At 72.4% G+C, this 26,060-nt stretch carries 25 protein-coding genes and 2 tRNA genes; 6 read left to right on the forward strand and 21 right to left on the reverse strand.

Translation table 11 applies throughout. The features are described 5' to 3' along the window. Window positions 1–97: 97 nt before the first annotated feature. The 7 genes from ACUYMY_RS13820 to ACUYMY_RS13850 all read right to left on the reverse strand — a co-directional run bounded on the left by ACUYMY_RS13820 (window position 98) and on the right by ACUYMY_RS13850 (window position 5,701). Entirely contained in the window at window positions 98–1,072 is a 975-nt protein-coding gene (locus ACUYMY_RS13820; protein ID WP_481704108.1) for a type IV toxin-antitoxin system AbiEi family antitoxin domain-containing protein, read from the reverse strand. Window positions 1,073–1,342: 270 nt separating this feature from the next. After that, window positions 1,343–2,458, reverse strand: coding sequence for a winged helix DNA-binding domain-containing protein (locus ACUYMY_RS13825; RefSeq protein ID WP_481704109.1), 1,116 nt, complete (start codon window positions 2,456–2,458; stop codon window positions 1,343–1,345). 46 nt (window positions 2,459–2,504) lie between these two features. Continuing rightward, entirely contained in the window at window positions 2,505–3,563 is a 1,059-nt protein-coding gene (locus tag ACUYMY_RS13830; protein WP_481704110.1) for a UDP-N-acetylmuramate dehydrogenase, read from the reverse strand. After that, on the reverse strand, window positions 3,560–4,021 hold the full coding sequence (locus tag ACUYMY_RS13835; protein ID WP_481704111.1) for a MaoC family dehydratase: 462 nt from the start codon (window positions 4,019–4,021) through the stop codon (window positions 3,560–3,562). Before ACUYMY_RS13835 ends, ACUYMY_RS13830 begins: the two co-directional genes overlap by 4 nt. Next, window positions 4,018–4,467, reverse strand: a complete 450-nt coding sequence (locus ACUYMY_RS13840; protein ID WP_481704112.1) for an FAS1-like dehydratase domain-containing protein — start codon at window positions 4,465–4,467, stop codon at window positions 4,018–4,020. Before ACUYMY_RS13840 ends, ACUYMY_RS13835 begins: the two co-directional genes overlap by 4 nt. A 106-nt stretch (window positions 4,468–4,573) precedes the next feature. Further along, window positions 4,574–4,798 carry a DUF3188 domain-containing protein gene (locus ACUYMY_RS13845; protein WP_481704113.1) on the reverse strand — a complete coding sequence of 75 codons (225 nt, stop codon included), beginning with the start codon at window positions 4,796–4,798 and terminating at the stop codon, window positions 4,574–4,576. Between the two features lie 21 nt (window positions 4,799–4,819). Continuing rightward, window positions 4,820–5,701, reverse strand: coding sequence for an HpcH/HpaI aldolase/citrate lyase family protein (locus tag ACUYMY_RS13850; RefSeq protein WP_481704114.1), 882 nt, complete (start codon window positions 5,699–5,701; stop codon window positions 4,820–4,822). A gap of 302 nt (window positions 5,702–6,003) precedes the next feature. Between ACUYMY_RS13850 and ACUYMY_RS13855 the strand changes: the two genes are divergently transcribed. The 4 genes from ACUYMY_RS13855 (at window position 6,004) to ACUYMY_RS13870 (ending at window position 9,825) form a co-directional block, all read left to right on the forward strand. Then, window positions 6,004–7,020 (forward strand): ABC transporter substrate-binding protein, encoded by a 1,017-nt coding sequence (locus ACUYMY_RS13855; RefSeq protein WP_481704115.1) that lies wholly within the window; start codon window positions 6,004–6,006, stop codon window positions 7,018–7,020. Continuing rightward, window positions 7,017–7,874, forward strand: a complete 858-nt coding sequence (locus tag ACUYMY_RS13860) for an ABC transporter ATP-binding protein (RefSeq protein ID WP_481704116.1) — start codon at window positions 7,017–7,019, stop codon at window positions 7,872–7,874. Before ACUYMY_RS13855 ends, ACUYMY_RS13860 begins: the two co-directional genes overlap by 4 nt. Continuing rightward, entirely contained in the window at window positions 7,871–8,818 is a 948-nt protein-coding gene (locus ACUYMY_RS13865; RefSeq protein ID WP_481704117.1) for an ABC transporter permease, read from the forward strand. The genes ACUYMY_RS13860 and ACUYMY_RS13865 overlap by 4 nt, the downstream gene beginning before the upstream one ends. A gap of 65 nt (window positions 8,819–8,883) precedes the next feature. Further along, window positions 8,884–9,825: a TauD/TfdA dioxygenase family protein gene (locus ACUYMY_RS13870; RefSeq protein WP_481704118.1), complete on the forward strand. Its 942-nt coding sequence runs from the start codon at window positions 8,884–8,886 to the stop codon at window positions 9,823–9,825. 84 nt (window positions 9,826–9,909) lie between these two features. Here ACUYMY_RS13870 and ACUYMY_RS13875 read toward each other — a convergent pair whose 3' ends face one another. The 3 genes from ACUYMY_RS13875 to ACUYMY_RS13885 form a co-directional block, all read right to left on the reverse strand. After that, window positions 9,910–10,131: a hypothetical protein gene (locus tag ACUYMY_RS13875; RefSeq protein WP_481704119.1), complete on the reverse strand. Its 222-nt coding sequence runs from the start codon at window positions 10,129–10,131 to the stop codon at window positions 9,910–9,912. 123 nt (window positions 10,132–10,254) lie between these two features. Further along, window positions 10,255–10,695 (reverse strand): pyridoxamine 5'-phosphate oxidase family protein, encoded by a 441-nt coding sequence (locus ACUYMY_RS13880; RefSeq protein ID WP_481704120.1) that lies wholly within the window; start codon window positions 10,693–10,695, stop codon window positions 10,255–10,257. A 113-nt stretch (window positions 10,696–10,808) separates the two neighbouring features. Continuing rightward, window positions 10,809–12,500, reverse strand: coding sequence for a glycoside hydrolase family 13 protein (locus tag ACUYMY_RS13885; RefSeq protein ID WP_481704121.1), 1,692 nt, complete (start codon window positions 12,498–12,500; stop codon window positions 10,809–10,811). A 121-nt stretch (window positions 12,501–12,621) separates the two neighbouring features. Here ACUYMY_RS13885 and ACUYMY_RS13890 point away from each other — a divergent pair, with 121 nt between their 5' ends. Continuing rightward, complete coding sequence (locus ACUYMY_RS13890) at window positions 12,622–13,827, forward strand: ROK family transcriptional regulator (RefSeq protein ID WP_481704122.1); 1,206 nt, start codon at window positions 12,622–12,624, stop codon at window positions 13,825–13,827. Window positions 13,828–13,850: 23 nt separating this feature from the next. Here ACUYMY_RS13890 and ACUYMY_RS13895 read toward each other — a convergent pair whose 3' ends face one another. The 7 genes from ACUYMY_RS13895 to ACUYMY_RS13925 all read right to left on the reverse strand — a co-directional run bounded on the left by ACUYMY_RS13895 (window position 13,851) and on the right by ACUYMY_RS13925 (window position 20,738). After that, window positions 13,851–14,864 carry an aldo/keto reductase gene (locus ACUYMY_RS13895; RefSeq protein WP_481704123.1) on the reverse strand — a complete coding sequence of 338 codons (1,014 nt, stop codon included), beginning with the start codon at window positions 14,862–14,864 and terminating at the stop codon, window positions 13,851–13,853. A gap of 76 nt (window positions 14,865–14,940) precedes the next feature. Beyond that, a tRNA-Met gene (locus tag ACUYMY_RS13900) sits at window positions 14,941–15,014 on the reverse strand. Between the two features lie 64 nt (window positions 15,015–15,078). Next, window positions 15,079–15,150 (reverse strand) — tRNA-Thr (locus ACUYMY_RS13905). A gap of 173 nt (window positions 15,151–15,323) precedes the next feature. Beyond that, on the reverse strand, window positions 15,324–17,459 hold the full coding sequence (locus ACUYMY_RS13910; protein WP_481704124.1) for a DEAD/DEAH box helicase: 2,136 nt from the start codon (window positions 17,457–17,459) through the stop codon (window positions 15,324–15,326). 339 nt (window positions 17,460–17,798) lie between these two features. Beyond that, on the reverse strand, window positions 17,799–18,446 hold the full coding sequence (locus ACUYMY_RS13915; RefSeq protein WP_481704125.1) for an MOSC domain-containing protein: 648 nt from the start codon (window positions 18,444–18,446) through the stop codon (window positions 17,799–17,801). A 53-nt stretch (window positions 18,447–18,499) separates the two neighbouring features. Beyond that, window positions 18,500–19,195, reverse strand: coding sequence for a response regulator (locus ACUYMY_RS13920; RefSeq protein ID WP_481704126.1), 696 nt, complete (start codon window positions 19,193–19,195; stop codon window positions 18,500–18,502). Continuing rightward, window positions 19,185–20,738, reverse strand: a complete 1,554-nt coding sequence (locus ACUYMY_RS13925) for a sensor histidine kinase (RefSeq protein ID WP_481704127.1) — start codon at window positions 20,736–20,738, stop codon at window positions 19,185–19,187. The genes ACUYMY_RS13920 and ACUYMY_RS13925 overlap by 11 nt, the downstream gene beginning before the upstream one ends. A 146-nt stretch (window positions 20,739–20,884) precedes the next feature. On the opposite strand from ACUYMY_RS13925, the gene ACUYMY_RS13930 reads away from it, so the two are divergent. Continuing rightward, window positions 20,885–21,268: a Cif family virulence factor gene (locus ACUYMY_RS13930; protein WP_481704128.1), complete on the forward strand. Its 384-nt coding sequence runs from the start codon at window positions 20,885–20,887 to the stop codon at window positions 21,266–21,268. Window positions 21,269–21,290: 22 nt separating this feature from the next. Here the strand turns inward: ACUYMY_RS13930 and ACUYMY_RS13935 are convergent, their stop codons facing one another. Genes ACUYMY_RS13935 through ACUYMY_RS13950 form a run of 4 tightly spaced genes read right to left on the reverse strand, consistent with a single transcriptional unit; the run spans window position 21,291 to window position 26,038 of the window. Then, window positions 21,291–22,226: a cytochrome b/b6 domain-containing protein gene (locus tag ACUYMY_RS13935; RefSeq protein ID WP_481704129.1), complete on the reverse strand. Its 936-nt coding sequence runs from the start codon at window positions 22,224–22,226 to the stop codon at window positions 21,291–21,293. 26 nt (window positions 22,227–22,252) lie between these two features. After that, window positions 22,253–23,413: a cystathionine gamma-synthase gene (locus tag ACUYMY_RS13940; protein ID WP_481704130.1), complete on the reverse strand. Its 1,161-nt coding sequence runs from the start codon at window positions 23,411–23,413 to the stop codon at window positions 22,253–22,255. A gap of 25 nt (window positions 23,414–23,438) precedes the next feature. Further along, window positions 23,439–24,824 carry a cystathionine beta-synthase gene (locus tag ACUYMY_RS13945; RefSeq protein ID WP_481704131.1) on the reverse strand — a complete coding sequence of 462 codons (1,386 nt, stop codon included), beginning with the start codon at window positions 24,822–24,824 and terminating at the stop codon, window positions 23,439–23,441. Next, window positions 24,821–26,038, reverse strand: coding sequence for a phage tail sheath family protein (locus tag ACUYMY_RS13950; protein ID WP_481704132.1), 1,218 nt, complete (start codon window positions 26,036–26,038; stop codon window positions 24,821–24,823). Before ACUYMY_RS13950 ends, ACUYMY_RS13945 begins: the two co-directional genes overlap by 4 nt. Between the last annotated feature and the right edge of the window lie 22 nt (window positions 26,039–26,060).

The following is a 26,060-nucleotide window of genomic DNA, read 5'->3' on the forward strand; positions in this document are numbered from 1 at the left end:
CGGGCTGCCCTCAGCCGCATCAGCGGCCGGGATCCGGGCCGCACATGCGGCTGAGGGCAGCTGTTCCGGTCCTCTGCGACCGCAGGCCGCTGTCCCCTCAGGCCGAACGCCGCTGCGCGCGGGCGATGGCGGCATCGAGCCTGCGTCGCACGTCCTCCGGGCGCTCCAGGTCGGCCCACCGGAGCCTCACGAAGATCCAGCCCTGTTCCATGAGGAGGCTCTCCCGGCGCCGCTCGGCCAGCAGCACCGCCGGAGTCGGCTGGTAGTCCAAGTACTTGCCCTCGCCATCGAACTCGATGATGATCTTGAGCTTGACCCACGCGAAGTCCGCCCGGTAGGTCCCGTCCGGGGTGTGCAGCTCAAGCTGGACGACGGGCTTGTCGAAGCCCAATTGTTCGAGGAGCATCCGCGTACGGGACTCACCGACAGACTCCGTCGCAGGTTCGAGAAAGCTCAGAACCTTGATCGCCCTCCTCCGACCACGCGTTGATCCTGCCGCGAGTGCCTGCACGATGTCGTCCATCGGGACGCCCCGATGGAGGGCGCTGTCGCCGATCACCACGGCCTCCTCGAATGGCAGGAACCGGGCGCAATCCGCTACGGTCCTGGCCAATGATGTGGCCCTCAGGCGCCTCGTGCCCCGCACGACGATGACAACGTCCTCCTGCCGGAGGCTGAGCTGATGGGACAAGGCGTCCGGGCCACGGCTCGTCCTTGAGCCGGCATAGTCTGTCGCCACATGGACAGGCGCTGCCACGTCCCTCCCGAGCCTCGGGCTCCACACCGCAAGCCCGTGGAGCCTCGCGGCGCTGGAGAGGCAGTAGACGGCTGCGGCCCCGGTGGCCTCGCAGTGTGCCTCAACGCGCGCCAGGTCCTTCTCCCATGGAGCGAGGGCCTGCCAGCGGCGGGCCAGGATGTACGCCCCACGGCGCAGCCGCACGACGGCGCCCGCGCGGACCGCGCTGGTCACGAGCCGGTCATCGATGCCGGCGGCGCGAAGGCCAGCTGTGGAAACGACATCCGTACCCGGCCATCTAGCCCGGATGAGGGCTTCCGCAATCCGTCTGTCCATGCGGCGATCCTCGCGTGCGCTCGAGCCCCGGGGCAACGAGCCGACGCCCGCCTGTGGACAACTGCGGCGTGGATTGGCCGTACGGGTCCCGAGCAGCTGCGCCCCACCGAAGCCCGGCGGAAACGCATCAGCTGCCCTCCGCCGCAAGTGCGGCCCTGCTCCGAGCCGCGGATGCGGCGAAGGGCAGCCCATGCGGGCTTCGGCAGCAGATATGCCTGATGACCCCAGCAAGCACGGGCCAGTGAGCCCCACCCACGCAAGCGCCCCGGTCTACCCCGCCCAGTAGGCCTGGATCCGCGCGAGGGCCCTGTCCACCCCCGCGGAGGCGGACTGGGACAGCTCCTCGTACAGGACCGGTTCGGGGCGCGGTGCCGAGGCCTTCCCGCTCTTGGTCCACGTCCCGACGGCCCGGCCGCCCACCATGATCATGGCCTTGAAGACCCCGTTGACGCCCGGGATGACGCGGTCGAGGTACTCGGACGGAATCGCCACCGAGCGGTCGGGGTACCCGATCGCGAGCTCGTCGTAGCCGGGCACCGCGACGACTGCCCGCTCCCCCACGCGGGTCCCCGCGAGCTCGGCGACCTCTGGCAGGCAGTACAGCTCGCGGCCGTCGGAGGAGACGACGGCGGCCTCCGCGGCGGCGGCGCGGAACGGTCCGCGCACGACGCCGAGCGGCTGGGCGAGCCACCAGGCGAAGTCGCGCTCGTCGACCGGCCCGTGGGAGGCGATGTAGCGGCGGGCGATGGCCTCGAGCGCGTCGTCTCCGGACGGACCGGAGTCGGCGGGCAGCCACTCGTCCGCGAGCCGGAACTCCTGCTGCCTCCCCCGCAGGGGCCCCTGCACGAGCACGAGCCGATGGCTCAGGATCGAGAGCAGGTGGATTCCGCGCTGGGCCTTCGTGGCCTGGCCCGCCGCCTCGAACGCCTCGAACAGCTCTGGCCTGGTCAGCCCCTTCCCGCCCGCGAGCGCCGACTCGGCCACGCGGCGGGCGGCGTCGACGTCGTCGGAGGCGATCCCGAGGTCGCGGTGGCGCGGGGCCGCCAAGCGCATGATCCGATCCTCGGCGAGCCGCACGAACATGCGCGCGTCCTCCGCCGGGACGAGGAAGAGGGTGCCGCGCATGGTCCACGTGCGCACGACGGCGCCGCTCGCCAGGGCGTTCGCCACGCCGGACGCTGTCCCCACCTTCGTCCGCACGCCCGCGGCGAGCAGCCCCGACTGGAGGTCCTGGCTCTGGAGGGCGCCCATGCGGCGGACGGCCTCGGCCGGGTCGGCGGCCTGCCCGAGCGCCTCCCCCACGGAGGCGGCCGGAAGCAGGCCCTGCGCGGCGAGCCGGAGGCGGGCGAGCGTCGTCGTGCCCAGTGGCCGGGCTGACCGTCCCATGCCCCCATCATGCCTGAGGGGGGCAGCCGTCACACGGGCGGGCGGCTCACAGCTCCAGGCCGATGAGGAGCGGCTCGTTGTGCAGCTCGATCCCAAACCGGGCCCGGACGCCGTCGCGCACCTCCCGGGCGAGGGCCAGGAGGTCCTTGGCGCTCGCGTCGCCCCGGTTGGTCAGGGCCAGGGTGTGCTTCGTCGAGAGCGAGGCGCGCCCGCCCGTGACGCTGTCCGCCGCGAGCCCGTACCCCTTGGGGAAGCCCGCGCGCTCGATGAGCCATGCGGCCGAGGTCTTCACCCGCCCGTCCCCAGCGGGGTAGCGCGGCGCGCCCTCGGGGAGGGAGGCGGCGTCGGCCTCGCTCAGCACGGGGTTCGTGAAGAATGAGCCGGTCGAGAACGTGTCCCGGTCCTCGGGGTCGAGGACCATGCCCTTGGACGCGCGCAGGTTCAGGACGGCACGGCGGACGTCGAGGGCGGAGGCCCGCTCCCCCTGCTCGACGCCGAGGACGCGCGCGAGCTCCGCGTAGCGCACGGGGGCGCCCATGCGGCCGAGCGGGAGCTGGAAGGACACGCTCAGCACGACGTACCGCGGCGATCCCTCGACGGTGGTCTGCTTGAGCAGCGAGTCGCGGTAGCCGAAGTTCAGCTCGGAAGGGACGAACGTCTTCACAGCCGCCGCCTGACGGTCCCACGTGCGCACCTGCCAGATGGTCTGGGAGACGTCGGCCCCGTAGGCGCCGACGTTCTGAACGGGCGTCGCGCCCGTCGAGCCGGGGATGCCTGAGAGGGCCTCGAGCCCGCTCAAGGCGTGCCGCACGGCGTAGTCGACGACGTCGTCCCACACGTGCCCTGCCTGGACCGTGAGGGACGCGCCGCCGCACGTGTCGGCGTCGTCAATGGCGAGCCCCTCAGAGGCGACCTTCAGCACGGTCCCCGGGTACCCGTCGTCGGACACGACGAGGTTCGACCCGCCGGCGATGATGAGCAGCGGCTCCCCGGCGTCGTCCGCCGTGCGCACGGCGTCGATGATCTCCGCCTCGGTGCGCGCTTCCTCGTACCGGGCCGCGGGACCGCCCACCTGGGACGTGGTCAGCGAGGACAGGAGGGTCACGGGAGCTTCACGACCGCCTGCGCCTTGGTCAGCACGCGCTGGCCGGCGCAGGTCACGGCGAGGTCGATGCGCGCGGTGCGGGCCTCGGCGTCGAGCGCCCCGACGGTGCCCACGACCTCGACGACCGCGCCCGGCGCGTCCGTGCCGGTCGTGTCCTCGACGGGGACGGGCTTCGTGAACCGGGTCTGGTAGTCGACGACGGCGGCCGGGTCGCCCGCCCAGTCGACGACGAGCTGGACGGCCGCGCCCATCGTGAACATGCCGTGGGCGATGACCCCGGGCAGCTCGACCGAGACGGCGAAGTCGTTGTTCCAGTGGATCGGGTTGAAGTCGCCTGAGGCCCCGGCGTACCGCACGAGGTCGGAGCGGGTCACGGAGACCTCGCGGCGGCCGATCTCCTGCCCCTTCTCGAGCGTCTCGAACTCGGGCCTGCTGACGGTGCTCTCGACGGCGCTCACTGGCCCTCTCCCCTCACGAGAATGGACGACGTCGTGGTGGCGACCTTGGTGCCGTCCTCGCCGGATATCTCGGCGCGGGTCGTGATCATCGCGCCGCCGCCCATCGCACGGACCTGGTCCACGTGCAGCTCCGCGACGAGGCGGTCGCCGGCGACGATCGGGCGGTGGTGCGTGAACCGCTGCTCGGCGTGGACCACGCGGGAGAAGTCGATGCCCGACTCCGGGTCCTCGATGAGCTGCGCGTCCGCGCGCTGCGCGACGATGATCGCGAACGACGGCGGGGCAACGAGGTCCGCGTGCCCGAGGGCCTGGGCGGCCTCGACGTCGAAGTGGGCTGGGTGCTGCGCCTTGACGGCGCGCGCGAACTCGCGGATCTTCTCGCGGCCGACGTCGTACGCCTCGGCGGGCGGGTAGACGCGGCCCTGCAGGTCAGGGTTGATGGCCATGGGGAAAAGCCTATCGGGTAGGGCGGGTGACCCCGCGTCGCTGGAAGGTGACCCCGCAACGTTGGGAGGTGACCCCGCAAAGGGGAGGGCGACGGCGGCGGGGCGGTCAGCGCCGGGCGCGGCGCTTCGCGTCCCGGGCGCGGATGCCGATCCCCGCGAGGTGGGTCACGAGGCCGACGCCGATGATCGCCATGGACGCGTACAGCAGCCACGTGATGCGGCCGAGGTTCGCGGCGATGTTGAGCGCGATCCCCACGCCCAGGAAGGCCATGCCCGAGAGCACGACCTTCCTGTACAGCGGGGACGCGGTCTCCCAGAAGTCGTTCAGCACAGGGATCGCGGTCCGAGGCGCTCAGAGCGCCGGCTGGACGCCGAAGGCCGTGGCGAGCTTCATGATCTTCTCGGCGCGGCCGAGGCGCGGCAGGTCCGAGCCGTCGCGGATCACGCGGCCGTTGGCCTCGAAGTCCCGCATGAAGTCGGAGGCCCACGCGACGTCCGACGGCGTCGGGCTGATGACCTCGTTGATGACGGTGGTCTGGTCGATCGCGAGGCACAGCTTGCCGGTCATGCCCATCATGACGGTGATGGCGCTCTGCTCGCGCAGGATCGGGTGGTTCGTCCCGACGGTCGGGCCGTCGATCGGGCCCGGCAGGTTGCCCACGCGGGACGCGACGACGAGCTTCGCGCGCGGGTAGGCCATGGCCTCCTGCGTCGCGGCCATGCCGGTGTCGCGGCGGAAGTCGCCAGAGCCGAACGCGAGGCGGAACGCGCCCTGCGCCTTGGCGATGTGGTTGGCCTCCTCGATGCCCACGGCGGACTCGACGAGCGGGATGACCGGCGTCTTGCCGTCCATGCGGTGGAAGCTCTCGGTCACCTGGTCCGCGGACTCGGTCTTGGCGAGCATGATGCCGAGCAGGCCGGGGTTGCCGCGCAGGCCCGCGAGGTCGTCGGCCCAGAAGGGACTCGTGGCGTCGTTGACGCGCACCCAGGCACGGCCGCCGCCGTGGAGCCAGCGGGAGACGTTCTCGCGCGCCTGGTCCTTCTGTGAGGGGTCCACAGCGTCCTCGATGTCGAGGACGATCGCGTCGGCCCGGGAGGCCGCGGACTCGTCGAAGAGCTCCGTCTTCATCGCATTGACGAGCAGCCACGAACGGGCGATCTCGGGGCTGATCGATCGGGACGGGCGGCCCTCGCTGGCCGGGCGTGCCGAGTCGGCGGCAGTCGTTGAGGTCATGGTTCAACGGTAGCCCCCGAGGCCCCCGGCTGGCACATTATGCCGCGTCGGTCACAGGGAGGGGGCATCCACGCCAGCGGGCGCGTCGCACGCCGACCCCCGGCGTCACGCGCCGCCATGTGTCCCAGGATGGCCCTCCGCGACTCCTCGTTGAGCCGGACGACGCCGCGTTGAGCCTCGCGTCGCGGCATGAACGGCGCGCTTTCCCCACCCCCGTCGAGTGCGCTTCCATCGTGTCCACCCCGGTCGACGAGCCGATTCCACCCACACGCCGAACCCGAACCACAGCAGAGGAACCGACCATGAAGAGACGCCAGTTCATCCTGGGCCTGACGACAGCCGTCGCCGTGGGCGCGGCGGTCTCGGCGTGCGGGGGTGAAGCCTCAGCCGGCGGAGGCACCGAAGCCAAGGTGCTCAGGTACCAGGGTTCGGCCAACGCCGTGACCTTCCCGGAGCTCGCCGCGGACCTCGGCTACCTCGGAGACGTGACGCTCTCGTGGATCGGCAACACCACGAGCGGGCCCCAGGACATCCAGTCCGCCGCGACGGGCCAGACGGACTTCGGCGGCGCGTTCGCCGGCGCCGTCGTGAAGCTCATCGAGGCGGGCGCGCCCGTGACGGCCATCGTGAACTACTACGGCTCGGACGAGCTGACCTTCAACGGCTACTACGTCCTCGAGTCGAGCCCCATCCGCTCCGCCCGGGACCTCCTGGGCAAGAAGATCGCCGTCAACACCCTCGGCGCGCACCACGAGGCGGTCATCACGACCTACCTGCAGAAGAACGGCCTGAGCCCCGACGAGATCAAGCAGGTCCAGCTCGTCGTCGTCCCTCCGAACGACACCGAGGAGGCCATTCGCCGCGGCCAGGTGGAGGCCGGGACCCTCGGTGGTCCCCTCCAGGAGCATGCCGCGGCCGCCGGCGGCCTGCGCCGCCTGTTCACCGACTCTGAGATCTTCGGCACCTTCGCGGGCGGGCCGTACGTGTTCCGCAACGACTTCATCGCGGCGAACCCGAACATCGTGCGGACGTTCGCGACCGGCGTCGCGAAGGCGATCGAGTGGACGCGAACGACTCCGCGAGAGGACGTGATCGCCCGCTACGCAAAGATCATCCAGGCCCGGGGCCGCAACGAGTCCACCGAGACCCTCCAGTACTGGAAGAGCCCGGGAGTCCCGCCCAAGGGCGAGATCCATGCCGAGGACTTCACCCGCTGGGAGCCCTGGCTCCGCGACTCGGGGATCATCACCGGGCCCCTCGACCCTGGGAAGCTCTTCACGAACGAGTTCAACGGCCTCGTCACGGGGGCGGCGGCATGAGCGCCCCTGTCCAGACAGCGGCACCGTCCCCGGTCGCCCAGCCCAAGATCAGCCTGCGCGGCGTCGTCAAGCGCTTCGACGTCCGCCCCACGAAGGAGCAGCCGCAGGGCTCGGTGCTCACCGCCGTCGACCGCCTGAGCCTCGACGTGTCCCCCGGCGAGTTCCTCACGGTCGTGGGCCCGTCCGGCTCGGGCAAGACGACGGTCCTGGACCTGCTCGCGGGGCTCTCGACGCCGACGGAGGGCGAGGTCCTCGTCGACGGCGCCCCGGTCACCGGGCCGGGACGGGACCGCGCGGTCGTGTTCCAGCAGTACGCGCTCTTCCCGTGGCGCACAGCCCAGGCCAACGTCGAGATCGGCCTCGAGGACACGAAGCTGCCGCGGCGCGAACGGGCCGAGCGCGCACGGAAGTACCTCGCGCTCGTCGGCCTCGGCGGGTTCGAGGACCGGTACCCGCACGAGCTCTCGGGCGGGATGAAGCAGCGGGTCGCGATCGCCCGGGCGCTCGCGTTCGAGCCCGACGTGCTCCTCATGGACGAGCCGTTCGCGGCCCTCGATGCGCAGACCCGCGAGCAGCTCCAGGACGAGCTCCTGCGCATCTGGCGCGCGACCGGCAAGACGATCGTCTTCATCACCCACGGGATCGACGAGGCCGTCTACCTCGGCCAGCGCGTCGCCGTCCTGAGCACGCGGCCGGGGCGGCTCAAGGACCAGGTCCGGATCGACCTCCCCGAGCACGACGACGACACCGACGTGCGCGCGACGCCCGCCTTCGTCGAGGCCCGCCACCGGGTCTGGGCCCTCCTGCACGAGACCGACACAGACTCCGACTCCGAGAGGAGCTCCGCATCATGACCGCGCCCGTTCATACCCAGGAGCGCATTGCGCTCCCCTTCGACGAGCCCCACAGCGCCACGGCCGCGACGCCCTTGCACGGCGACGCCGCCGGCCACCCCCGGGACGCCCGCCCGTCGCAGCCCACCGCACTGGCCCGGACCTGGTCGGAACGGACCTTGTCCGTCCGGCGCGCAGCCGCGGCAGTGGGGCGCCTCGGCTGGAAGTCGGCGGCCATCGTGGCCTTCCTGGCGCTGTGGGAGCTCGGCCCCCTCCTGGCCAGCCCGAGCACGCGCGTGTTCCTGCCGCCCCTGCACGAGGTGCTCGCCGCCGTCGGGCGCCTCCTCGCGACGGGCCAGCTTCAGGCGCACGCCGGCGCGAGCCTCGCCCGCTCGGCGACGGGCTTCGGCATCGCGGTGACCTCCGGCGTCGTGCTCGGCCTGCTCGTGGCCTGGTACCGGCGCCTGGACAGCTTCGTCAACCCGCTGCTCGAGCTGTTCCGCAACACGGCGGCCCTCGCGCTCCTGCCGGTGTTCACGCTCCTGCTAGGCATCGGCGAGGAGTCGAAGATCACGATCGTCGCGTACGCGGCCTTCTTCCCGGTCCTGCTCAACACGATTGCCGGCGTACGGACGGTGGACCCGCTCCTCGTCCGGGCGGCCCGCTCGCTCGGGCTGGGGCGGCTGAGCCTGTTCCGGAAGGTCATCCTGCCCTCCGCGGTGCCCACGATCTTCACGGGCGTCCGCATGGCGGGGACTTCCTCGATCCTCGTGCTCATCGCGGCCGAGATGGTGGGGGCCAAGGCCGGGCTGGGATACCTCATCGTCAACGCCCAGTCCAGCTTCCTCATCCCGGACATGTATGCCGGCATCCTCGCCATCGCGTTCCTCGGCGTCGCCGTCAACGGCGGCCTCGTGGCCCTCGAACGGCATTTCTCGCGCTGGCGCACCGCCGTCAACGCGTGAGCCCCGCACCCGCACCGCACCCAGCCATCCCATCCATCGAAGAACACCGACGAAAGGCGCTTCCCATGACCAGCACACTCACCGACGCCGTCCAGACCCCGGACGGGACCCTGCAGTTCCGCAAGCTCAGCGAGCGGATCGGCGCCGAGATCCGCGGCCTCGACATCTCGGGCGACCTCTCGCCCGAGACGGTCACGGCGGTCCGCGAGGCGCTCAACGTGCACAAGGCCCTCGTGTTCCGCGAGGCCAACATCCGCACCGACGAGGACCAGGTGCGGTTCGCACGCCACTTCGGCCCGCTCACGAACGCCCATCCCACCGTGAAGAGCGTCGACGGAGCCGCCGAGGTCCTCCCTGTCGACTCTGAGGACGGCTCCGCGAACAATTGGCACACGGACGTCACGTTCGTCGTGAACCCGCCCCAGGCCTCGACCCTGCGCGCCATCACGCTGCCCGAGTACGGCGGCGAGACGCTCATTGCCTCGGCGGCGGGCGCCTACCGGGACCTCCCGGACGAGCTGCGGGCCTTCGCGGACACGCTCTGGGCAATCCACACGAACGACTACGACTACTCGGTGCCGAAGAACCTCGAGCACGCGAACGCCGAGGAACGCCGCAAGGAGTTCACCCGCATCCACTTCGAGACCGCGCACCCCGTGGTGCGCGTCCACCCCCTGACCGGGGAGCGGGGGCTGTTCATCGGCGGCTTCGCGCAGCGTCTGCGGATTGTCGGGCTCTCCAACACCGAGTCCAAGGACATCCTGCGGCTGCTCCAGGCCTACGTGACCCGCCCCGAGAACGTGGTCCGCGTGAACTGGGAGCCGAACCAGCTCGTCCTCTTCGACAACCGCATCACGCAGCACTACGCTCCCGCGAACTACGGCGAGCAGCCCCGCCGCCTCAACCGCGTGACGATCGCGGGCGAGGTCCCCGCCAGCATCGACGGGAAGCGCAGCCAGTCGCTCAAGGGCGACTCGACGGCCTACTCGGAGACCGTCACCGTCTGAGCGGCCGCAGGAGGCGCAGTATCGTGCGATGGGCCGGGCCGGTTGGCCCGGCCCATCGTTGCGCCTGGGAGGCAGCCCAGCGGCTCAGAACGTGCCCATCGCGTAGCGGACGCTCCAGCCGCCGCACGTCTCCCACCACTGGATGCCGGAGCGGTCGTCCGGCCGGGGCCCGCTGCGCGCGCCTTCCGCCTCCCGCGCCTCGGGTTCGCGACCCTCGCCCGGCTCCGCTGCTCCCGCGCGGACGGCGAGCGCCGCCTCGGTATGTCGGCCGGGCACGTCCGTGCCCGCGCCCTTCTGCTCGGCCATCTGACTCCCCTGACTCATAGTGCTCGGTCGAAGAATCGGGCCCCCCACCCCGTGACGCCTTAAGTCCACGCCATAATCCCTAATATGTCAATACACTGGATTAATTGCGGAGCAGGGCCTGCATCAGTGCGCGAGATAGACCTGCCGGCCACTCACGCTCTCGGGCACGATCCGCACGAAGAGGTCGCGGATGCCGCCTGCCCAGGGCTCCTCGGTCATGTGGCCGAACAGCACCGTGAGCTCCTCGCGGTCCTCGACGGCCTCCGCGGCGCCGGACACGAGGACGGACCAGCCGGACTGGAGCGCCGGGCTCGCCGAGTCGGTCTGGAGCGCGACGCCCTGCTGCGGGAGGCTCGCGGCGACCTCCCCATCCCGCGACGTGCGGAAGTAGAGCGCGCCGTGGAGCACGATGTAGTTGACCGGGAACAGCTTCACGCGCCCCTCGAAGACGAAGCCGACGCGGCCGAGGCCGGACGCTCCCAGGAGCGCCCACGAGCGCTCCTCGTCCAAGTCGTGGCTCTCGTGGCGGGCCCCCGGGCCGTAGTCGAGATTGAGTTCAGGCATGGCTTCCTCCTCGGCATCGTCTCGGACTGCTCAAGGCTTTCATGCCAGAGGCCTGCGGCGGAAGGGCAGGGCCCTTCCGCCGCAGGCCTCTCGCGTGGCAAGCCGCGGCGGGATCAGGCGAGCGAGCGCACCCAGGCCGTTGCGTTGGCCGGGAGCTTGCCGTCCTCGCTCTCGGCGCTCACGAGCACGAGCTCGCCCTCGGGCAGGCTCACCGGCGCGTCCCCGAAGTTGGCCACGACGTGCCAGCCGCCCGGTCGCTCGAAGTGGAGCACGTCGTCGTCCGCGCTCTCGTGCCACGTGAGGCGCTCGGCGCCCTGGAGCTCGTGCCGCAGCGCGAGGGCGCGGCGGTAGAACGAGAGCGTGGACCCGGTGTCCGCGGCCTGGAGGTCCGCGGCGTACCGGCCGAACCATGCCGGCTGCGGCAGGTGGGAGCCGTTCGAGCCGAAGCCGAACGACGTGCCCTCGGCCGGCGCGGCCTCCCACGGGAGGGGCACGCGGCAGCCGTCGCGCCCGATCTCGACGCCGCGGTTGCGGAAGAAGGTGGGGTCCTGGCGCTCGGAGTCGGGGATGTCGCCGACCTCCTGGAGGCCCAGCTCCTCGCCCTGATAGAGGTAGGCCGAGCCGGGGAGCGCGAGCATGACCGCCGTCGCTGCCCGGGCCCGGCGGAGGCCGAGCTCGACGTCGACCTCCGAGGGGTCCCCGCCGCGCAGGAGCCAGGCCCTGCCGTCCTGGCCGTGGCCCCTGTGGCCGCCGCCCTTCGGCAGTCCGTAGCGGGTCGCGTGGCGGACGACATCGTGGTTGGAGAACACCCACGTCGAGGAGGCCCCGGTCGCGGCCGCCTCGGCAAGGTTCTTGGCGATGATCTCGCGGTACTGCACGGCGTCGAAGTCAGACTCGAGCAGGTCGAAGTTGAAGGCCTGGCCGAGGCCCTCGGGCGAGGCGTAGCGGGCCCGGCGGTCCGCGTGCACCCACGCCTCGGCGACGGCGGTGCGCGGCGGGTTGTACTCGTTGAAGACCGCTCGCCACTCGGCATAGATCTCATGGACCTCGTCCCGGTCCCACAGGGGGTGCTCCCCCATCGAGAACAGGTCGGCGCGGTGGATCGTCTCGAGGTCGTCATGCGCCGCGTCCATGTCCTTCTTGAGGGCATGGGCCACGTCGATGCGGAAGCCGTCGACGCCGCGGTCAGACCAGAAGCGCAGGGTCTTCTTGAAGTCCTCGTGCACCTCGGGGTTGTCCCAGTTGAGGTCCGGCTGCTCCTTCGCGAACAGGTGGAAGTACCACTGCCCCGGCGTCCCGTCGGGCTCGGTGACACGCTCCCACGCGCCGCCGCCGAAGATCGAGGTCCAGTCGTTCGGCGGCAGCTCGCCGTTGGCGCCCTTGCCGTCGCGGAAGATGTACCGCTCGCGGGCCGGCGAGCCCTTCGGCGAGGCGAGCGCCTCCTTGAACCACTCGTGCCGGTTCGAGGTGTGGTTCGGGACGATGTCGACGATCACGCGGATGCCGGCGGCATGCAGGGCATGGGACATCTCGTCGAAGTCCTCGAGGGTGCCGAGGCGTGGGTCGACGTTCCGGTAGTCGTCGACGTCGTAGCCGCCGTCGGCGAGGGCCGAGGGGTAGAAGGGGCTGAGCCACACGGCGTCAACCCCGAGCTCCTTCAGGTAGGGCACGCGCGAGATGATCCCCCTGAGGTCGCCGATGCCGTCGCCGTTGGCGTCGGCGAAGCTCCGCGGGTAGATCTGGTAGACGGCGGCCTGGCGCCACCAGTCGGCGTCGGGGACGGGGGTCACGGGGGTGGTGGACACCGGTGCTCCTCAGGAGGTGTTGTGGGGCGGCGTGGACCGGCCTGCTGGCCAGCTCCTTATTTAGACTCTAAATTTAGTCGCAGGAACATTATGTGAAGCGTCCGCGAGGGAGGTCAAGGCCGTGCAGGACATCACCGCTCCGGGCCCGCATGTGGTCCGCTGGGTCAACGCCCGCGCCGCGCTCGAGGTGCTCCGGACGGCCCCCGGCGTGCTGAGCGTGAGCGAGCTGATGGACCACACGGGCCTCACGCGCGCCACGGTCATCGCCGTCTGCGAGGACCTCGTGCGGCGGGGCTGGGCCGTGGAGCCAGACGTCCCGCGCGCCCCCGGGCCGCAGAAGGGGCGGCCGGCCAGGCACTTCGCCTTCCGCGCCGACGCCGGGGTGGTGCTCGGGATCGACCTCGGCGTGGCCAAGACGACGGTGATCGTCGCGGACCTGCGCGGCGAGTCCCTCGCGCAGGCCACGAGCCGGATGCCCTCCGACCCCGAGGCCGAGCGCATCGAGACCGTCGCCGCGACGGCCCTGCGGGCGCTCGAGGCGTGCGGACGCCACCCCGGGGACGTCCTCGCCGTCGGCGCGGGCATGGCCGCACCCGTGGACCGGGACGGGCGCGTCGTCGGGGGCCAGGCCTTCTGGGGCCAGTTCGACCTCGGCCTCGCCGAGGCCTTCGGCGCGCGTTTCGGCTGGCGGGTCCTGCTCGAGAACGACGCGAACCTCGCGGCCCTCGCAGAGCAGTGGCGGGGTGCCGCGCGGGGCGTGGAGGACGTCGCCGTCATGCTCGCCGGGGAACGCGTCGGCGCGGGCGTGCTCGAGTCCGGGCGCCTCCTGCGCGGGCACGGCGGCGGCTTCGGCGAGCTCGCGTTCCTGAGCATGGTCGACGGCGTGGGCGCGCCGGCGGGCATCGCGCAGCTCGCGCGCGAGTGGGGCGCCGAGGCGGCCGCACAGGGGGGCTTCGCCGGGCTCGGCGGCACGTTCAGCGGCCTGCGGCCGGAGGACGTGAGCGCGGAGGCCGTCTTCGCCGCCGCCGCCGGGGGCGACGAGGCCGCGAAGGCGATCCTCGACCGCATCTCGCTCGTCATGGCGCGGGTCGTCGCCATCCTCTCGACCGTGTTCAACCCCGAGCTCGTGGTGATCGGGGGCGCCGTCGCGGGCGCGGCGTCACGGCTCCTCCCCCGGCTCCGCGCGGAGCTCCCGGCCCTGACGGCGACGCCGGCGAGGGTCGAGGTCTCCCCGCTCGGCGGCCGTGCCGTGACGCTCGGCGCGGTGCGCAGGGCGCTCGACGACGTCGCCGCCCGCGCGCTCGAGATCGACCTGCCGCGGGGCTAGCCGCAGCGCCTCCCGGACCCAGGTCAGGGCACGCGCCGGCCCCTCGCGGCTGTGTAGAGGGCGTACCACTCGGGGCGGGTCATCGACGCCGCGACAGCCTCGGCACCCGCGCACGCGGCGATCCGCTGGGGGTTCGCCGAGCCGATCACGGGCGCGATGCGGGCGGGGTGGCGCATGAGCCAGCCCAGGACGACGGCCTCCCGCGTGACCCCCTTCGCCTCGGCCATCTGTGCCACGAGCCGCGCCGTGCGGACCTCCGCCTCGGCGAGGGGCCCCGCCTGGCCGTGCACCGCCCTCGGGCGCCCCGTGTACCGCCCGCCCGCGAGCGGCGACCACGCCTGCACCTCGGTGCCCGTCCGCGCGCAGTGCTCGAGCGTCCCGTGGGGGAAGGCGACGCCGGCGCCCTCGGCGTGGTTGACGAGGATGCCGCTGTCGACGAAGTCGTGCCGGCCGAGGCTGAGCTCGAGCTGGTTCGCCGCGAGCGGCCCGGGCAGGTGCTCCTCGAGGGCCGCCATCTGCGCGCCGGAGAAGTTGGAGACGCCCACGGCGCGGACCGCTCCGGAGCCGAGGAGGCGGACGACGGCGGCGCCCACCTCGGCGGGGTCGAGCAGCGGGTCGGGGCGGTGCAGGAGCAGGCAGTCGAGGTAGTCGGTGCGCAGTCGCCCGAGGGTGCTGCGGACGCGGTCCTGGATGGCCTCGGCGCTCAGGTCGTAGTAGGCGTCGAGCCCGTCCTCGCCGAGGCGGATGCCGACCTTGCCCTGGATCCAGACCCGCTCGCGGAGCCCGGGGCTGCGCGCGAGGACCTCGCCGAACACTGACTCCGACGTGCCCCCGCGGTAGATGTCCGCGTGGTCGAAGCGGTCGATCCCGATCCCCTGCGCGGCCTCGATGGCCTCGGCGGCGTGGTCCACCTCGGCCGCGCCGTAGTGCGAGGAGCCCCAGGCCCCGCCCAGGCCCATGCAGCCGTAGATCAGGCGAGACCAGCTGGGGGGGCTGTCGGGGCGCGACGCGGCAGGGGGCAGGGCGGGCTCGGGCATGTCACCTTCTGCACTGTGGAACGACAAAGCTGGGGGACGACAAAGGGGCCCGTCCTCGGGACGGACCCCTTGATCGTAGCGGTGCCGGGACTCGATCCCGGGACCTCACGATTATGAGTCGTGCGCTCTAACCAGCTGAGCTACACCGCCACACACAAGGAAAAAGGCCGTGCCATCCGGCCAACGACCGGTTGACACGGACCCTCCTTGCGAGAGCCCCCCACGGGAATCGATCCCGTGACCTCCATCTTACCAAGATGGCGCTCTACCACTGAGCTAGGGGGGCAACAGACAGATACTCTACAGCACCCGTGAGGGCGGGTCCAAATCGGAGCCACCCCTCTGGGGGACGAAGGCAGCAGGGCCCCGGACCTGTTGGTCCGGGGCCCTGAATGAGGTTCAGATTCCCGCGCGGGTCACGGGGCCGGTACCGCTACCGGCCCTCACCACGTCCGGCTGCTACCACTTCCGGCCGCGGCCGCCGTCCTTGCCCTGGCGCGGCTTGCGGTCGCCGCCGAAGCCACCCCGGCCACCGCGGTCGCCGCCGAAGCCACCGCGTTCGCCCCGGTCCCCGCCGAAGCCGCCACGGCCGCCGCGGTCACCACGGTCGCCGCCGAAGCCGCCGCGTCCGCCGCGGTCTCCGCCGAAGTCACGATCGCCGCGGTCGCTGCGGCCCCCGCCGTAGCCGCCCCGGCCCCCGCCGTAGCCGCCACGGCCGCCGCGGTCACTGCGGTCCTCGTAGCCGCCCTCGCGGTTGGGACGGCGGCCCGAGTCCAGCTCGAGCTTGATGAGCTCGCCGCCGATCCGGGTCTTGGACAGGGCCTGCCACTGCTCGGCCGAGAGCTCCGCCGGGAGCTCGACGAGCGAGTGGTCGGCGCGGATGTCGATCCCGCCGATCTGGCTCGAGTGGAAGCCGCCCTCGTTCGCGAGGGCCCCCACGATCGAGCCCGGGAGCACGCGCTGGCGGCGCCCGACGGCGATGCGGTACGTCGCGTTGCCTTCGGTGAGGGTGCGGGACGGGCCGCGGGAGCCGAAGCCGTCCTTGCCGCGCTCGCGCCGCTGGAACTCCGGCGCCGCCGGGAGCTCCTTGACGAAGAACGGCTCGTCGCCCTGGACCATGACGGCGAGCGCCGCGGCGATCTCGGCGGCCGGGACCTTGTGCTCCTCCTCGTAGGAGGCGATGAGGTCGCGGAACATCGAGACGTCCTCGGACTCGAGCGTCTCGGTGATCTGCTCGGCGAACTTGTTCATGCGCAGCGTGTTGACCGTCTCGGCGGTGGGCAGGTGCATCTGCTCCACGGCCTGGCGGGTCGCCTTCTCGATGGCCCGCAGCAGGTACTTCTCGCGCGGGGTCATGAACAGGATCGCGTCGCCGCTGCGGCCGGCGCGGCCGGTGCGGCCGATCCGGTGGACGTAGCTCTCCGTGTCCGTCGGGATGTCGTAGTTGATCACGTGGCTGATCCGCTCGACGTCGAGGCCGCGCGCCGCGACGTCGGTGGCAACCAGGATGTCGACCTTGCCCGCACGCAGCGCCTCGACCGTGCGCTCGCGCTGGGCCTGGGCGATGTCGCCGTTGATCGCGGCGGCCTGGAAGCCGCGCGCCTTGAGCTTCTCGGCGAGGTCCTCGGTGGCCATCTTGGTGCGCACGAAGGCGATGACGCCGTCGAACTCCTCGACCTCGAGGATGCGGGTGAGCGCGTCCAGCTTGTGCGGGCCCATGACCTGCACGTACCGCTGCCGGATGTTGGCCGAGGTAGTGGTCTTGGACTTGACCGTCACCTCTTCCGGGTTGTTGAGGTACTGCTTGGACATCCGCCGGATCTGGGACGGCATCGTGGCGGAGAAGAGGGCCACCTGGCGGTCCTCCGGGGTCTCCTGGAAGATCCGCTCGACGTCCTCGGCGAAGCCCATGCGCAGCATCTCGTCGGCCTCGTCCAGCACGAGGTACTGGAGCTCCGAGAGGTCCAGGGAGCCCTTCTCGATGTGGTCGATGACGCGGCCGGGCGTGCCGACGACGACCTGGGCGCCGCGGCGCAGGCCCGCAAGCTGGGGGCCGTAGGCCGAGCCGCCGTAGACGGGCAGGACGGTGAAGTCCTCGAGGTGCTTCGCGTAGGACGTGAAGGCCTCCGCCACCTGCAGCGCCAGTTCGCGAGTCGGTGCGAGCACCAGCGCCTGGGTCGAGCGGGAGGGGCCGTTCAGGTCATGCAGCTCGGCGAGCCGGGACAGCGCGGGCACGGCGAACGCCGCGGTCTTGCCCGTGCCGGTCTGCGCGAGGCCGACGACGTCGCGGCCCGCGAGCAGGAGCGGGATCGTCGCGGCCTGGATGGGCGAGGGCTTCTCGTAGCCGACGTCGTCGAGCGCGGTGAGGACGCGGGCGTCGATGCCGAGGTCGGAGAATCGAACGCCGTCGCCCTCGTCGTCGGCGGGGGCCTGCGCCTGAGGCGCCTCGGCCTCGGGGGCCTGCGCCTCGGGCTTCTCGGCCGCGGGGGCCGGGGATTCAGCAGCCTGCGCCTCGGGGGTGGCCTCTGCGGCCGCGGCGGTCTCGTCGGCGGGGAGCTCGGTCTCGGGGGTGAGGTCCTGGGTGGATTCAGACATGCGTGTGTCCTGTCGGGTTTCAGGAGCCGGGGGCTCGTCGGTCGGGGACGAAGCCCGGCGCTCTCTCAATCCCGTGGCAAGGCTTCCTCGCTGCGTCCGGCGTCACATGCACCCGTACAGCGTTTTGCTTCAGCCGGACTCCCCTATGAAATTGCCCGCTCCGCGGGCCCCAACACGCAACCAGTCCTGCCTCAAGAATTGGGCAGGAGAAGGGAATTCCGGATAGTGGGGGATACATCCACTATACGGCATGGACGACGGCGCCCTCCCCCCTCAGCGTGGAGCCGGCGGTGAACTTGGGCACAGGGGCACCCCGGCCAGGATCGTGGACGAGGCCCGCTAGGGACGCTCCACGGCCTTCTCGACGTAGCGGCGCAGGGCCGGAGCCATGCGGAACTCGCCCTCGGCGTCGGCGTCGAGGAGGGTCTCGGCGCGCTCCCGGGTGGGCTCGCGGAACCACTCCCCGACCGTGACCCCGTGCGGCGGGACGTGGACGACGGCGAGGGTGTCCCCCGCGCCGACCTCGCCGAGGTCCACGACGCGCAGATACGCCCCGGGCCGACCCTCCTCGGTGAACCGCCGCGCCCATCGCTCGACGCCGATGCGCCGGCCGAAGGTCGCACACGGGATGCGCGGCATCGTCACCTCGAACACGACCCCGCCGCTCGTGCGCCAGCGCTCGCCGATGACGGCCTCCGACGGCTCGAGGCCGGCGATGCGCAGGTTCTCGCCGAAGAAGCCCGGCGGGACGTCGCGGCCGAGCGCCTCGGCCCACCACGCGGCGTCGGACGCGGAATAGGCGTAGAGCGCCTTGTCCTCGCCGCCGTGGTTCGCGCGGTCCGCCTGGACGTCGCCGTGCAGGCCGAGCCGGCGCACGCGCACCGAGCCCTCGACCGGGCGCTTGTCGATAGCGGTCACGCCCACCGTCCCCTCGTCCGGCAGCAGCTGGTGGACGCGGCACACGGCCTGGATCACAGCAGACTTCATGCCCTCAGGGTAGCGCCGCCCCCGCGGGCCGCGGGCGAGGACGGGCCGGGCCGCTACGGGTCGAAGCGGTAGCCCATCCCCGCCTCGGTGTGGAGGTGCCGGGGATGCGCGGGATCCTCCTCGAGCTTGCGCCGCAGCTGGGCGAGGTACACGCGCAGGTACTGGGTCTCCTTCGCGTAGGCCGGGCCCCACACCTGGGTCAGGATCTCGCGCTGGGTCACGAGCGCCCCGGGCCGCCGGACGAGGAGGGCGAGGATGCTCCACTCAGTCGGCGTCAGGCGGACCTGCCGGCCGTTCCGCGTCACGCGGCGGGCCGCGAGGTCCACGCTCAGGTCCCCCGTCTGCACGCGGGCCGGCTCCTCGGGGGCGCGCTGGCCCCGGCGGGCGGCCGCGCGGAGCCGGGCGAGGAGTTCCTCGAGGCCGAACGGCTTCGTCACGTAGTCGTCCGCGCCGGCGTCGAGGGCCTCGACCTTGTCCTCCGAGCCGTGCCTGGCCGAGAGCACGATGATCGGCACCGAGGTCCACTCGCGCAGGCGCCGGATCACCTCGACGCCGTCCATCCCGGGCAGGCCGAGGTCCAGCACGACGATGTCGAGGTGCCGCTCGGCGGCGAGGCCGAGGGCGGCCTCGCCGCTCGGGACGGTCAGTGCCTCGTAGCCGTGGACGCGCAGGTTGATCTGCAGGGCGCGCGCGATCTGGGCCTCGTCCTCGACGACGAGGACGGTCGTGGGCGCCAGCTCAGCGGGCATCGCCGGCCCTCCCGGCGCCCGGCGTCCGCGCGGGCACTGCGCCCTGCGACAGCGGGAGGGACACGACCATCGTGAGCCCGCCACCCGGGGTCTCCTCCGCCTCGATCCGGCCGCCCATGGCCTCGACGAAGCCCTTCGCGACGGCGAGGCCCAGGCCGACGCCGCCGCCCCCGGGGGCGTCGCCGAGGCGCTGGAAGGGGCGGAAGATCGTCAGCAGGTCCTGCGGCGGGACCCCCATGCCGTGGTCGATGATTCGCAGCTCGCCGCACGGCCGGCCGTCGGGACCGGGCACGCCGCTCCGGGCGGCGAACTCGACGACCTGCCCGGGCGCGTAGCGCAGGGCGTTCTCGAACAGGTTGGCGACGACGCGCTCGAGGAGCACCGGGTCCGCCTCGACCGGGGGCGACTGCGCAGGGATCACGTCGACGACCCGGCCGCCCTCGGGCAGCGCGCGCGGGAGGACCTCGCGCCAGTGCACGGGCTGCAGGAACGGGCGGACCGTGTCCGCCGTGATCCGGGACATGTCCAGGAGGTTGTCCACGAGGAGCGCGAGCCGGTCCGTGCAGTCCTCGATCGTGGCGAGGAGCTCGGCCTCCTCCTCGGGGGAGAACTCGACGGCGGGCTGGCGCAGGCTGCTCACGCTGAGCTTGATCCCGGCCAGGGGCGTACGGAGGTCGTGCGAGACCGCACGGAGGATCGCGGTGCGGATCGTGTTGACCTCCTCGAGCCGGCGGTTGTCCTCGCGGCTGAGGGCGAGCTGGGCCCGCTGGCGCATGGCCACGAGGTAGGCGCCGAAGGCCTGCATCATGCGCCGCTCCCCCGGATCGAGCCGGCGCCCGGCGGCAAGGAGGGTGTACCAGCCGTCGGGGGCGACGGCGTCGTCCGCGGCCGCGTGGGTCACGGGCGGCGCCTCGCCGACGCTCGCGAGGACGTCCCACCCGCCGCGGCGGAGGGCCTCGGGCGGGACGGCGGGGCCGCCGAGCCGCCCCTCGTCGTCGTCCGTGTGGCGGGCCAGGAGCGTGACGGCGCGGAGGCCGAGGGTGGCGCGCACGCGCTCGAGGAACTCCTCGGTGTCCGCGGTCGAGCCGAGGATGCCGAGCGCGAGCTCGCTCATCGCGTCCGACTCGGCGGCGGCGCGGGTCGCCTGCTCGTAGCGCCGCACCGACGCGCCGACCGCGAGGGCCACCGAGCACGCGACGGCGAGGAAGACGGCGAGCTCGACGACGGCCTCCGGCTCGGCGACGAGCAGGCTGCCCACGGGGTCGGTCGAGAACCAGTTGAGCGCGAGCGCGGCGACGACCACGGCGGTCACGGCGGGCCACAGTCCGCCAACGACCGCCACCACGACGGCCGCGGCGAGCTGCAGTAGCATGATGATCGGAAAGTTGGTGTATCCAGTCGCGACGACCGCCAGTTCGACGATGGCTGGAAGGGCGAACGCCAGCGCGAGCCCGAGCAGGGTGCGTCGCCGGTCCAGGACGCCCAGCTCGGCGAGCCCCAGACGGTGCTCGCGGGCGGGGAAGAACGGAGTTCGCTCGCTCATGCGGCCCATTCTGGCAGGTCGGCGCGCGAGCCCGGGCCGGCCCGGCGGAACCTCGGGCACGAAGTTCATACAGGCGTCATGACGCGGCGCGATCGCACTCTCAGATGACGCGGGGCCGCGGGGCGCCGGGGTGGAGGGGAACGGCCATGACGGACCGCCCGGAGGCCGGGGAGCGTTCGCTCGCGCAGCTGTGCGGGGCACTCATCGACGGCTTCGCGGCCCGGGACGCCGCAGCGCTCGAGGACCTGTACCTGCCCAGCGCGACCGTCACGCTCGGCGACGCCGAGGACGAGGCGGCCATACCCCCCGCCGTCGCGATCGACGACCTCATGCGGCTGGGCCTGCCCCTCCGGTTCACGGTGACAGGCGTGGTCGAGGACGGCTGGCAGGCCGAGGTCCTCGTCGAGTGGACCGTCTCCGGGACCACGGCCGACGGCTCCGAGCTCGACCTCGCCGGCTCCGGCGTCCTGGCCTGCGAGGAGCGGCACGGCCGCTGGTACATCGCCTCCGAGAAGCTCCGCTACTCCTGAGCGCCGGCGGCGGGCCCCCGCGCTAGTTCCTCGTCACCGTTCCCATGAGCGAGGCCACGGGCCGCAGGAAGAGCGGCCGGGCGAGGAGCCACAGGCCCACGATGACCAGCAAGGCGACCGCGAAGAAGATGAACCCGAGCCAGTCGCCGCCGTCGTGCGCCGCGAACATGTGGTTGAGGTTGCGCAGCGCGCCGGTCGTGAGGACGAGCGTGACGTGGACGATGACGAAGACCACGAAGAACGCCATGACCGGGAAGTGCACGGCCCGGGCCCACTCCATGGGGAACGCCTTGTTCAGGCGCGGCGCCTTCGCCGGCCACGCGCCGGACATGCGCAGGCCCGTGATGATCGCGAGCGGGGCCGCGATGAAGACGACCGCGAAGTACGTGAGCTGCTGGAGCGCGTTGTAGTTGACCCAGCCGTTCTCGAGCGGCCAGTCGAGCGAGGCGTACTGGATCGCGGTGGAGAGGGCGTGCGGGAAGACGTCCCACGTGGTCGGCACGAGCCGGACCCAGTGGCCGGTCGCGAAGATCAGGACGATGAACACGAGCCCGTTGAGCACCCACAGCACGTCGAGGCACAGGTGGAACCAGAGGTCGAGGCTGATCTTTTTGGGCTGGCCCTTGGTCTTGATGAGGCCCTTGTTGTTCCGCTTCCAGTAGCCCTGCGGCCGCGTCGTGTAGCGGACCTGCAGGCCCGAGCGCACGATCAGGACGAGGAAGAGCAGGTTGAGGAAGTGCTGCCAGTTCAGCCACGCCGGAAGCCCCTGGGCGGTGCCCTCCGGCAGCGGGGCGTGTCCGGGGTAGGCCTGGATGAACGAGGCCACGCCGTCGGTGCTGCGCAGCCCCTTGGCCACGAGCACGAGGACCGTGAGGGCCACGAGGGCCCCGACGGCGATCGCGGCCGGGCGGAACCACGGGGCCTTGGTGAGGGAGGGCGCGGAGGAGGGCTGCGGCATGTCAGGGAATCCTTGGGGGTGGGTCGCTAGAGGCGGGAGATGGCCTGGTCGAGGTCTGCGATGAGGTCGTCGGCGTCCTCGATGCCGACGGAGAGGCGCACGAGGTTGACCGGGACGGCAAGCTCGGTGCCCTTGACGGAGGCATGCGTCATCTCGGACGGGTAGTTCATGAGCGACTCGATGCCGCCAAGGGACTCGGCGAGCGTGAACAGCTCGGTGGACTCGGCGACCTTCCGGGCCGCGGACTCCCCGCCGGTGAACTGGACCGAGACCATCCCGCCGAACCGGCGCATCTGGCGCGCCGCGAGCTCGTGGCCCGGGTGGTCCGGCAGGCCCGGGTAGAGCACGCTCTCGACGCCGGGCCGGCCGACAAGCCACTCGGCGATCCGCTGGGCGTTGTCCGAGTGCCGCTCCATGCGCACCCCCAGCGTCTTGAGCCCGCGCGTCGTGAGGAACGCGTCCATCGGCCCCGAGACCGCGCCGACGGCGAACTGGACGAAGCCGATCTTCCCGGCCATCTCGTCGTCGTCGAGCACGAGGGCGCCGCCGACGACGTCGGAGTGCCCGCCGATGTACTTCGTGGTCGAGTGGACGACGATGTCCGCCCCGAGCGCGAGCGGGGTCTGCAGGTAGGGGGACGCGAAGGTGTTGTCGACGACGAAGACCGCCCCGGCGTCGTGGGCGATCTGCGCGACAGCGGCGATGTCGGTGATCTTCATGAGCGGGTTCGACGGCGTCTCGAGCCACACGATGCGCGCGCCGGCCCCCACCGCCGCGCGCACCGCATCGAGGTCCGACATGTCCACGGGCTGGTTCTCGATGCCCCAGGGGCCCAGGACGCGCGAGATGAGGCGGTACGTGCCCCCGTAGGCGTCGTTGCCGAGCACGATCCTGTCCCCGGGCACGCACAGCGCCCGGATGAGCGCGTCCTCGGCGGCGAGGCCCGAGCCGAAGGAGAACGCGTGGCGGCCGCCCTCGAGCGCGGCGAGCTGCTCCTGGAGCGAGTCCCGGGTCGGGTTGGTGCCGCGGCCATACTCGTAGCCCTCGCGCAGCCCCCCGATCCCGTCCTGGGCGTAGGTCGAGGAGAAGTGCAGCGGGGGCACGACGGCGCCCGTGCGCGGCTCGAAGGCCTGGCCCGCGTGGATGGCGCGGGTGTTGAAGCCGGTGGTCGGCTGCTGCTCGGTCATCGGTGTCCCCTTCGCTGGTTCAGGTTCACTTGTTCAGGTTCGCCAGGAGGTCATGGCGGGTCAGGATGCCAATCGGGGCGCCGACGGAGGTGACCATGACGGCGTCCTCCTCGGAGAGCATCTTCAGCAGCGTCGCCTGCCCCTCGAGCGAGCCGATCACGGGGAGCCGGTCTCCCATGTGCTCGCCGATCTTGTCGGTGAGCTTGGCCTCGCCGCGGAACAGCTTCGCCGACAGAGTGCGCTCGTCGACGGCGCCGAGCACCTCGCCCATGACGACGGGCGGCTCGGCGGAGAGCACGGGCAGGTGGCTCACGCCGTACTCCGTCATGATGTCGATGACCTCGCGGACCGACTCGTTCGGGTGCGTGTGCACGAGGTCCGGCATCCGCCCGTCCTTGCCCTGGAGCAGCTCCCCGACGGTCTTCTCGGAGCCGCTCGGCAGGAAGCCATAGGAGCGCATCCAGTCGTCGTTGAAGATCTTGGCGAGGTAGCCGCGCCCGGAGTCGGGGAGGATGACGACGACGATCGCGTCCTCGGGCAGGTCCCTCGCCGCGCGCAGGGCCGCGACGACGGCCATGCCGGAGGAGCCGCCGACCAGGAGGCCCTCCTCGCGGGCGAGCCGGCGGGTCATGGCGAACGAGTCGGCGTCGCTCACGGCGAGCACCTCGTCGGGGACGCTCCTGTCGTAGTTCTCCGGCCACATGTCCTCGCCGACGCCCTCGACGAAGTAGGGCCTGCCCGTGCCGCCCGAGTACACCGAGCCCTCGGGGTCCGCGCCGATCACCTTCACGCGCCCGCCCTCGGACTCCGGCCGGTCCTGGGAGACCTCCTTGAGGAAGCGCCCCGTGCCCGTGATGGTGCCGCCGGTCCCCGCGCCGATGACGACGTGTGTCACCCTGCCGTCCGTGTCCGCCCAGATCTCGGGGCCCGTGGTCTCGTAGTGGCTCGCGGGGGCGCCGGGGTTGGAGAACTGGTCCGGCTTGAAGGCGCCGGGGATCTCCTTCACGAGGCGGTCCGAGACGCCGTAGTAGGACTGAGGCGAGTCGGGGGCGACGGCGGTGGGGGTCACGACGACCTCGGCGCCGTAGGCGGAGAGGACCGCGCGCTTCTCCTCGCCGACCTTGTCCGGGACCACGAAGATGCAGTTGTAGCCCTTCTGCTGCCCGACGAGGGCGAGGCCGACGCCGGTGTTGCCGCTCGTGGGCTCGACGATCGTCCCGCCGGGGGCCAGCCGCCCGTCGGCCTCCGCCTGCTCGATCATCCGCAGCGCGATGCGGTCCTTGATGGAGCCGCCGGGGTTGAGGTACTCGAGCTTGACGAGGACCGTTGCCTTGATCCCCTCGGTGACCTTGTTCAGCCTCACGAGGGGGGTGCGGCCGATGAGCTCGACGACGGAGTTGGCGTACTTCACGCCCCAACTCTAGCCGCTGGCGGCGTCGCGGCGGCGGCGTCCGCCGTGGCGACGGGCACCCGCAGGAGGGAGAACTCCCCCGCCCGCTGGATCGCGAGGCCGATCAGCACGACGGCGGTCCCGGCGGCGAGTTCCTCGCGCGATGCCGTGTCCTCGCCGCAGCGGACGAAGTAGCTCACCTCGGTCGTCCAGCCGGGGAACGCCCCGTCCCGCCAGAGGGCCTGCAGGTAGTCCTCGACGGCCTCGCGGAGCGCGTCCCAGAGCCTGGGGCCGTTCGGCTCGGACGCCGCCCAGGCCGTCCCGCGCTCCACGTCCTGGAGCACCGCGAGCGCGGTGCGGCGCACGGCGATGTACCGCCACTCGGCCGAGCCGGCCGCCGTCGTGCGCGCCCCCCACACGACCGGCCCCGATCCCGTGAAGGTGCGCAGCGGGCAGACCCCGTAGCTGTTGAGCATGGTCGAGGCGTCCGCCCCCGCGGCCATCTCCGGCTCGCCCCCGGCGAGCCGCGCGGCGAGGCCCGCGGGAGACTTCCAGGGTCCGCGCGCGGCATCCGTGCGCGCGATCACCCCCGCGACGGCGCCCGACGGCGGGACCCGGCGGAGCCCGTCGGCCCGCCGCAGGCGCGGGAAGTAGAGGGCCGCGTCCGGCGAGCCGTGCGCGAGCGCCGGGTGCGCGGGGTCGACGTCGGCGACGGACTCCCACGCCGCCGGAGGGTCGAGCACGAGGAACGCGCGGCGGGCGCCGCACCACGCGAGGGCCTCGGGCAGGAGGCCCGCGTAGTCGATGTCCCCGAACGGCTCCTGAGGCGCGGCCGGGAGGTAGGGCGGGATCACGAGGAGGTCGACGTCCTCGGCCCCGGCCGGCCCGGCGTCCAGCGCGTACAGGCCCGTCCCGGTGGCGCGCCGCTGGTCGCCGACGAAGTCCGCGGTCGCCGCCGCGGCGTCCTCCGCGTCCTGGGCGGGACCGCCCGCGCCGCCGCGGCGGGGGATGCGGACGACGACGGCGTCCGCCCCGCCGTTGGCGAAGAAGCCGCGCACGGCGACGGCGAGGGCGACCTCCGCGGTGTCGGGGGCCCCGGGGGCGTCAGCGGCGCCGAAGACCTCCTCGAAGCGGTCCCACGAGCGCACACGCACGGGCTCGTCGTGGGGCCCGCGGGGCGCGCGCCCCACGAAGGCCGTCGAGGACGGCGCCGAGCGTGCGATCTCGGGGGCCATGCCCGCTCCGCCGGCGGCCGTT

The sequence above is a fragment of the Sinomonas sp. T428B genome (assembly GCF_056780155.1).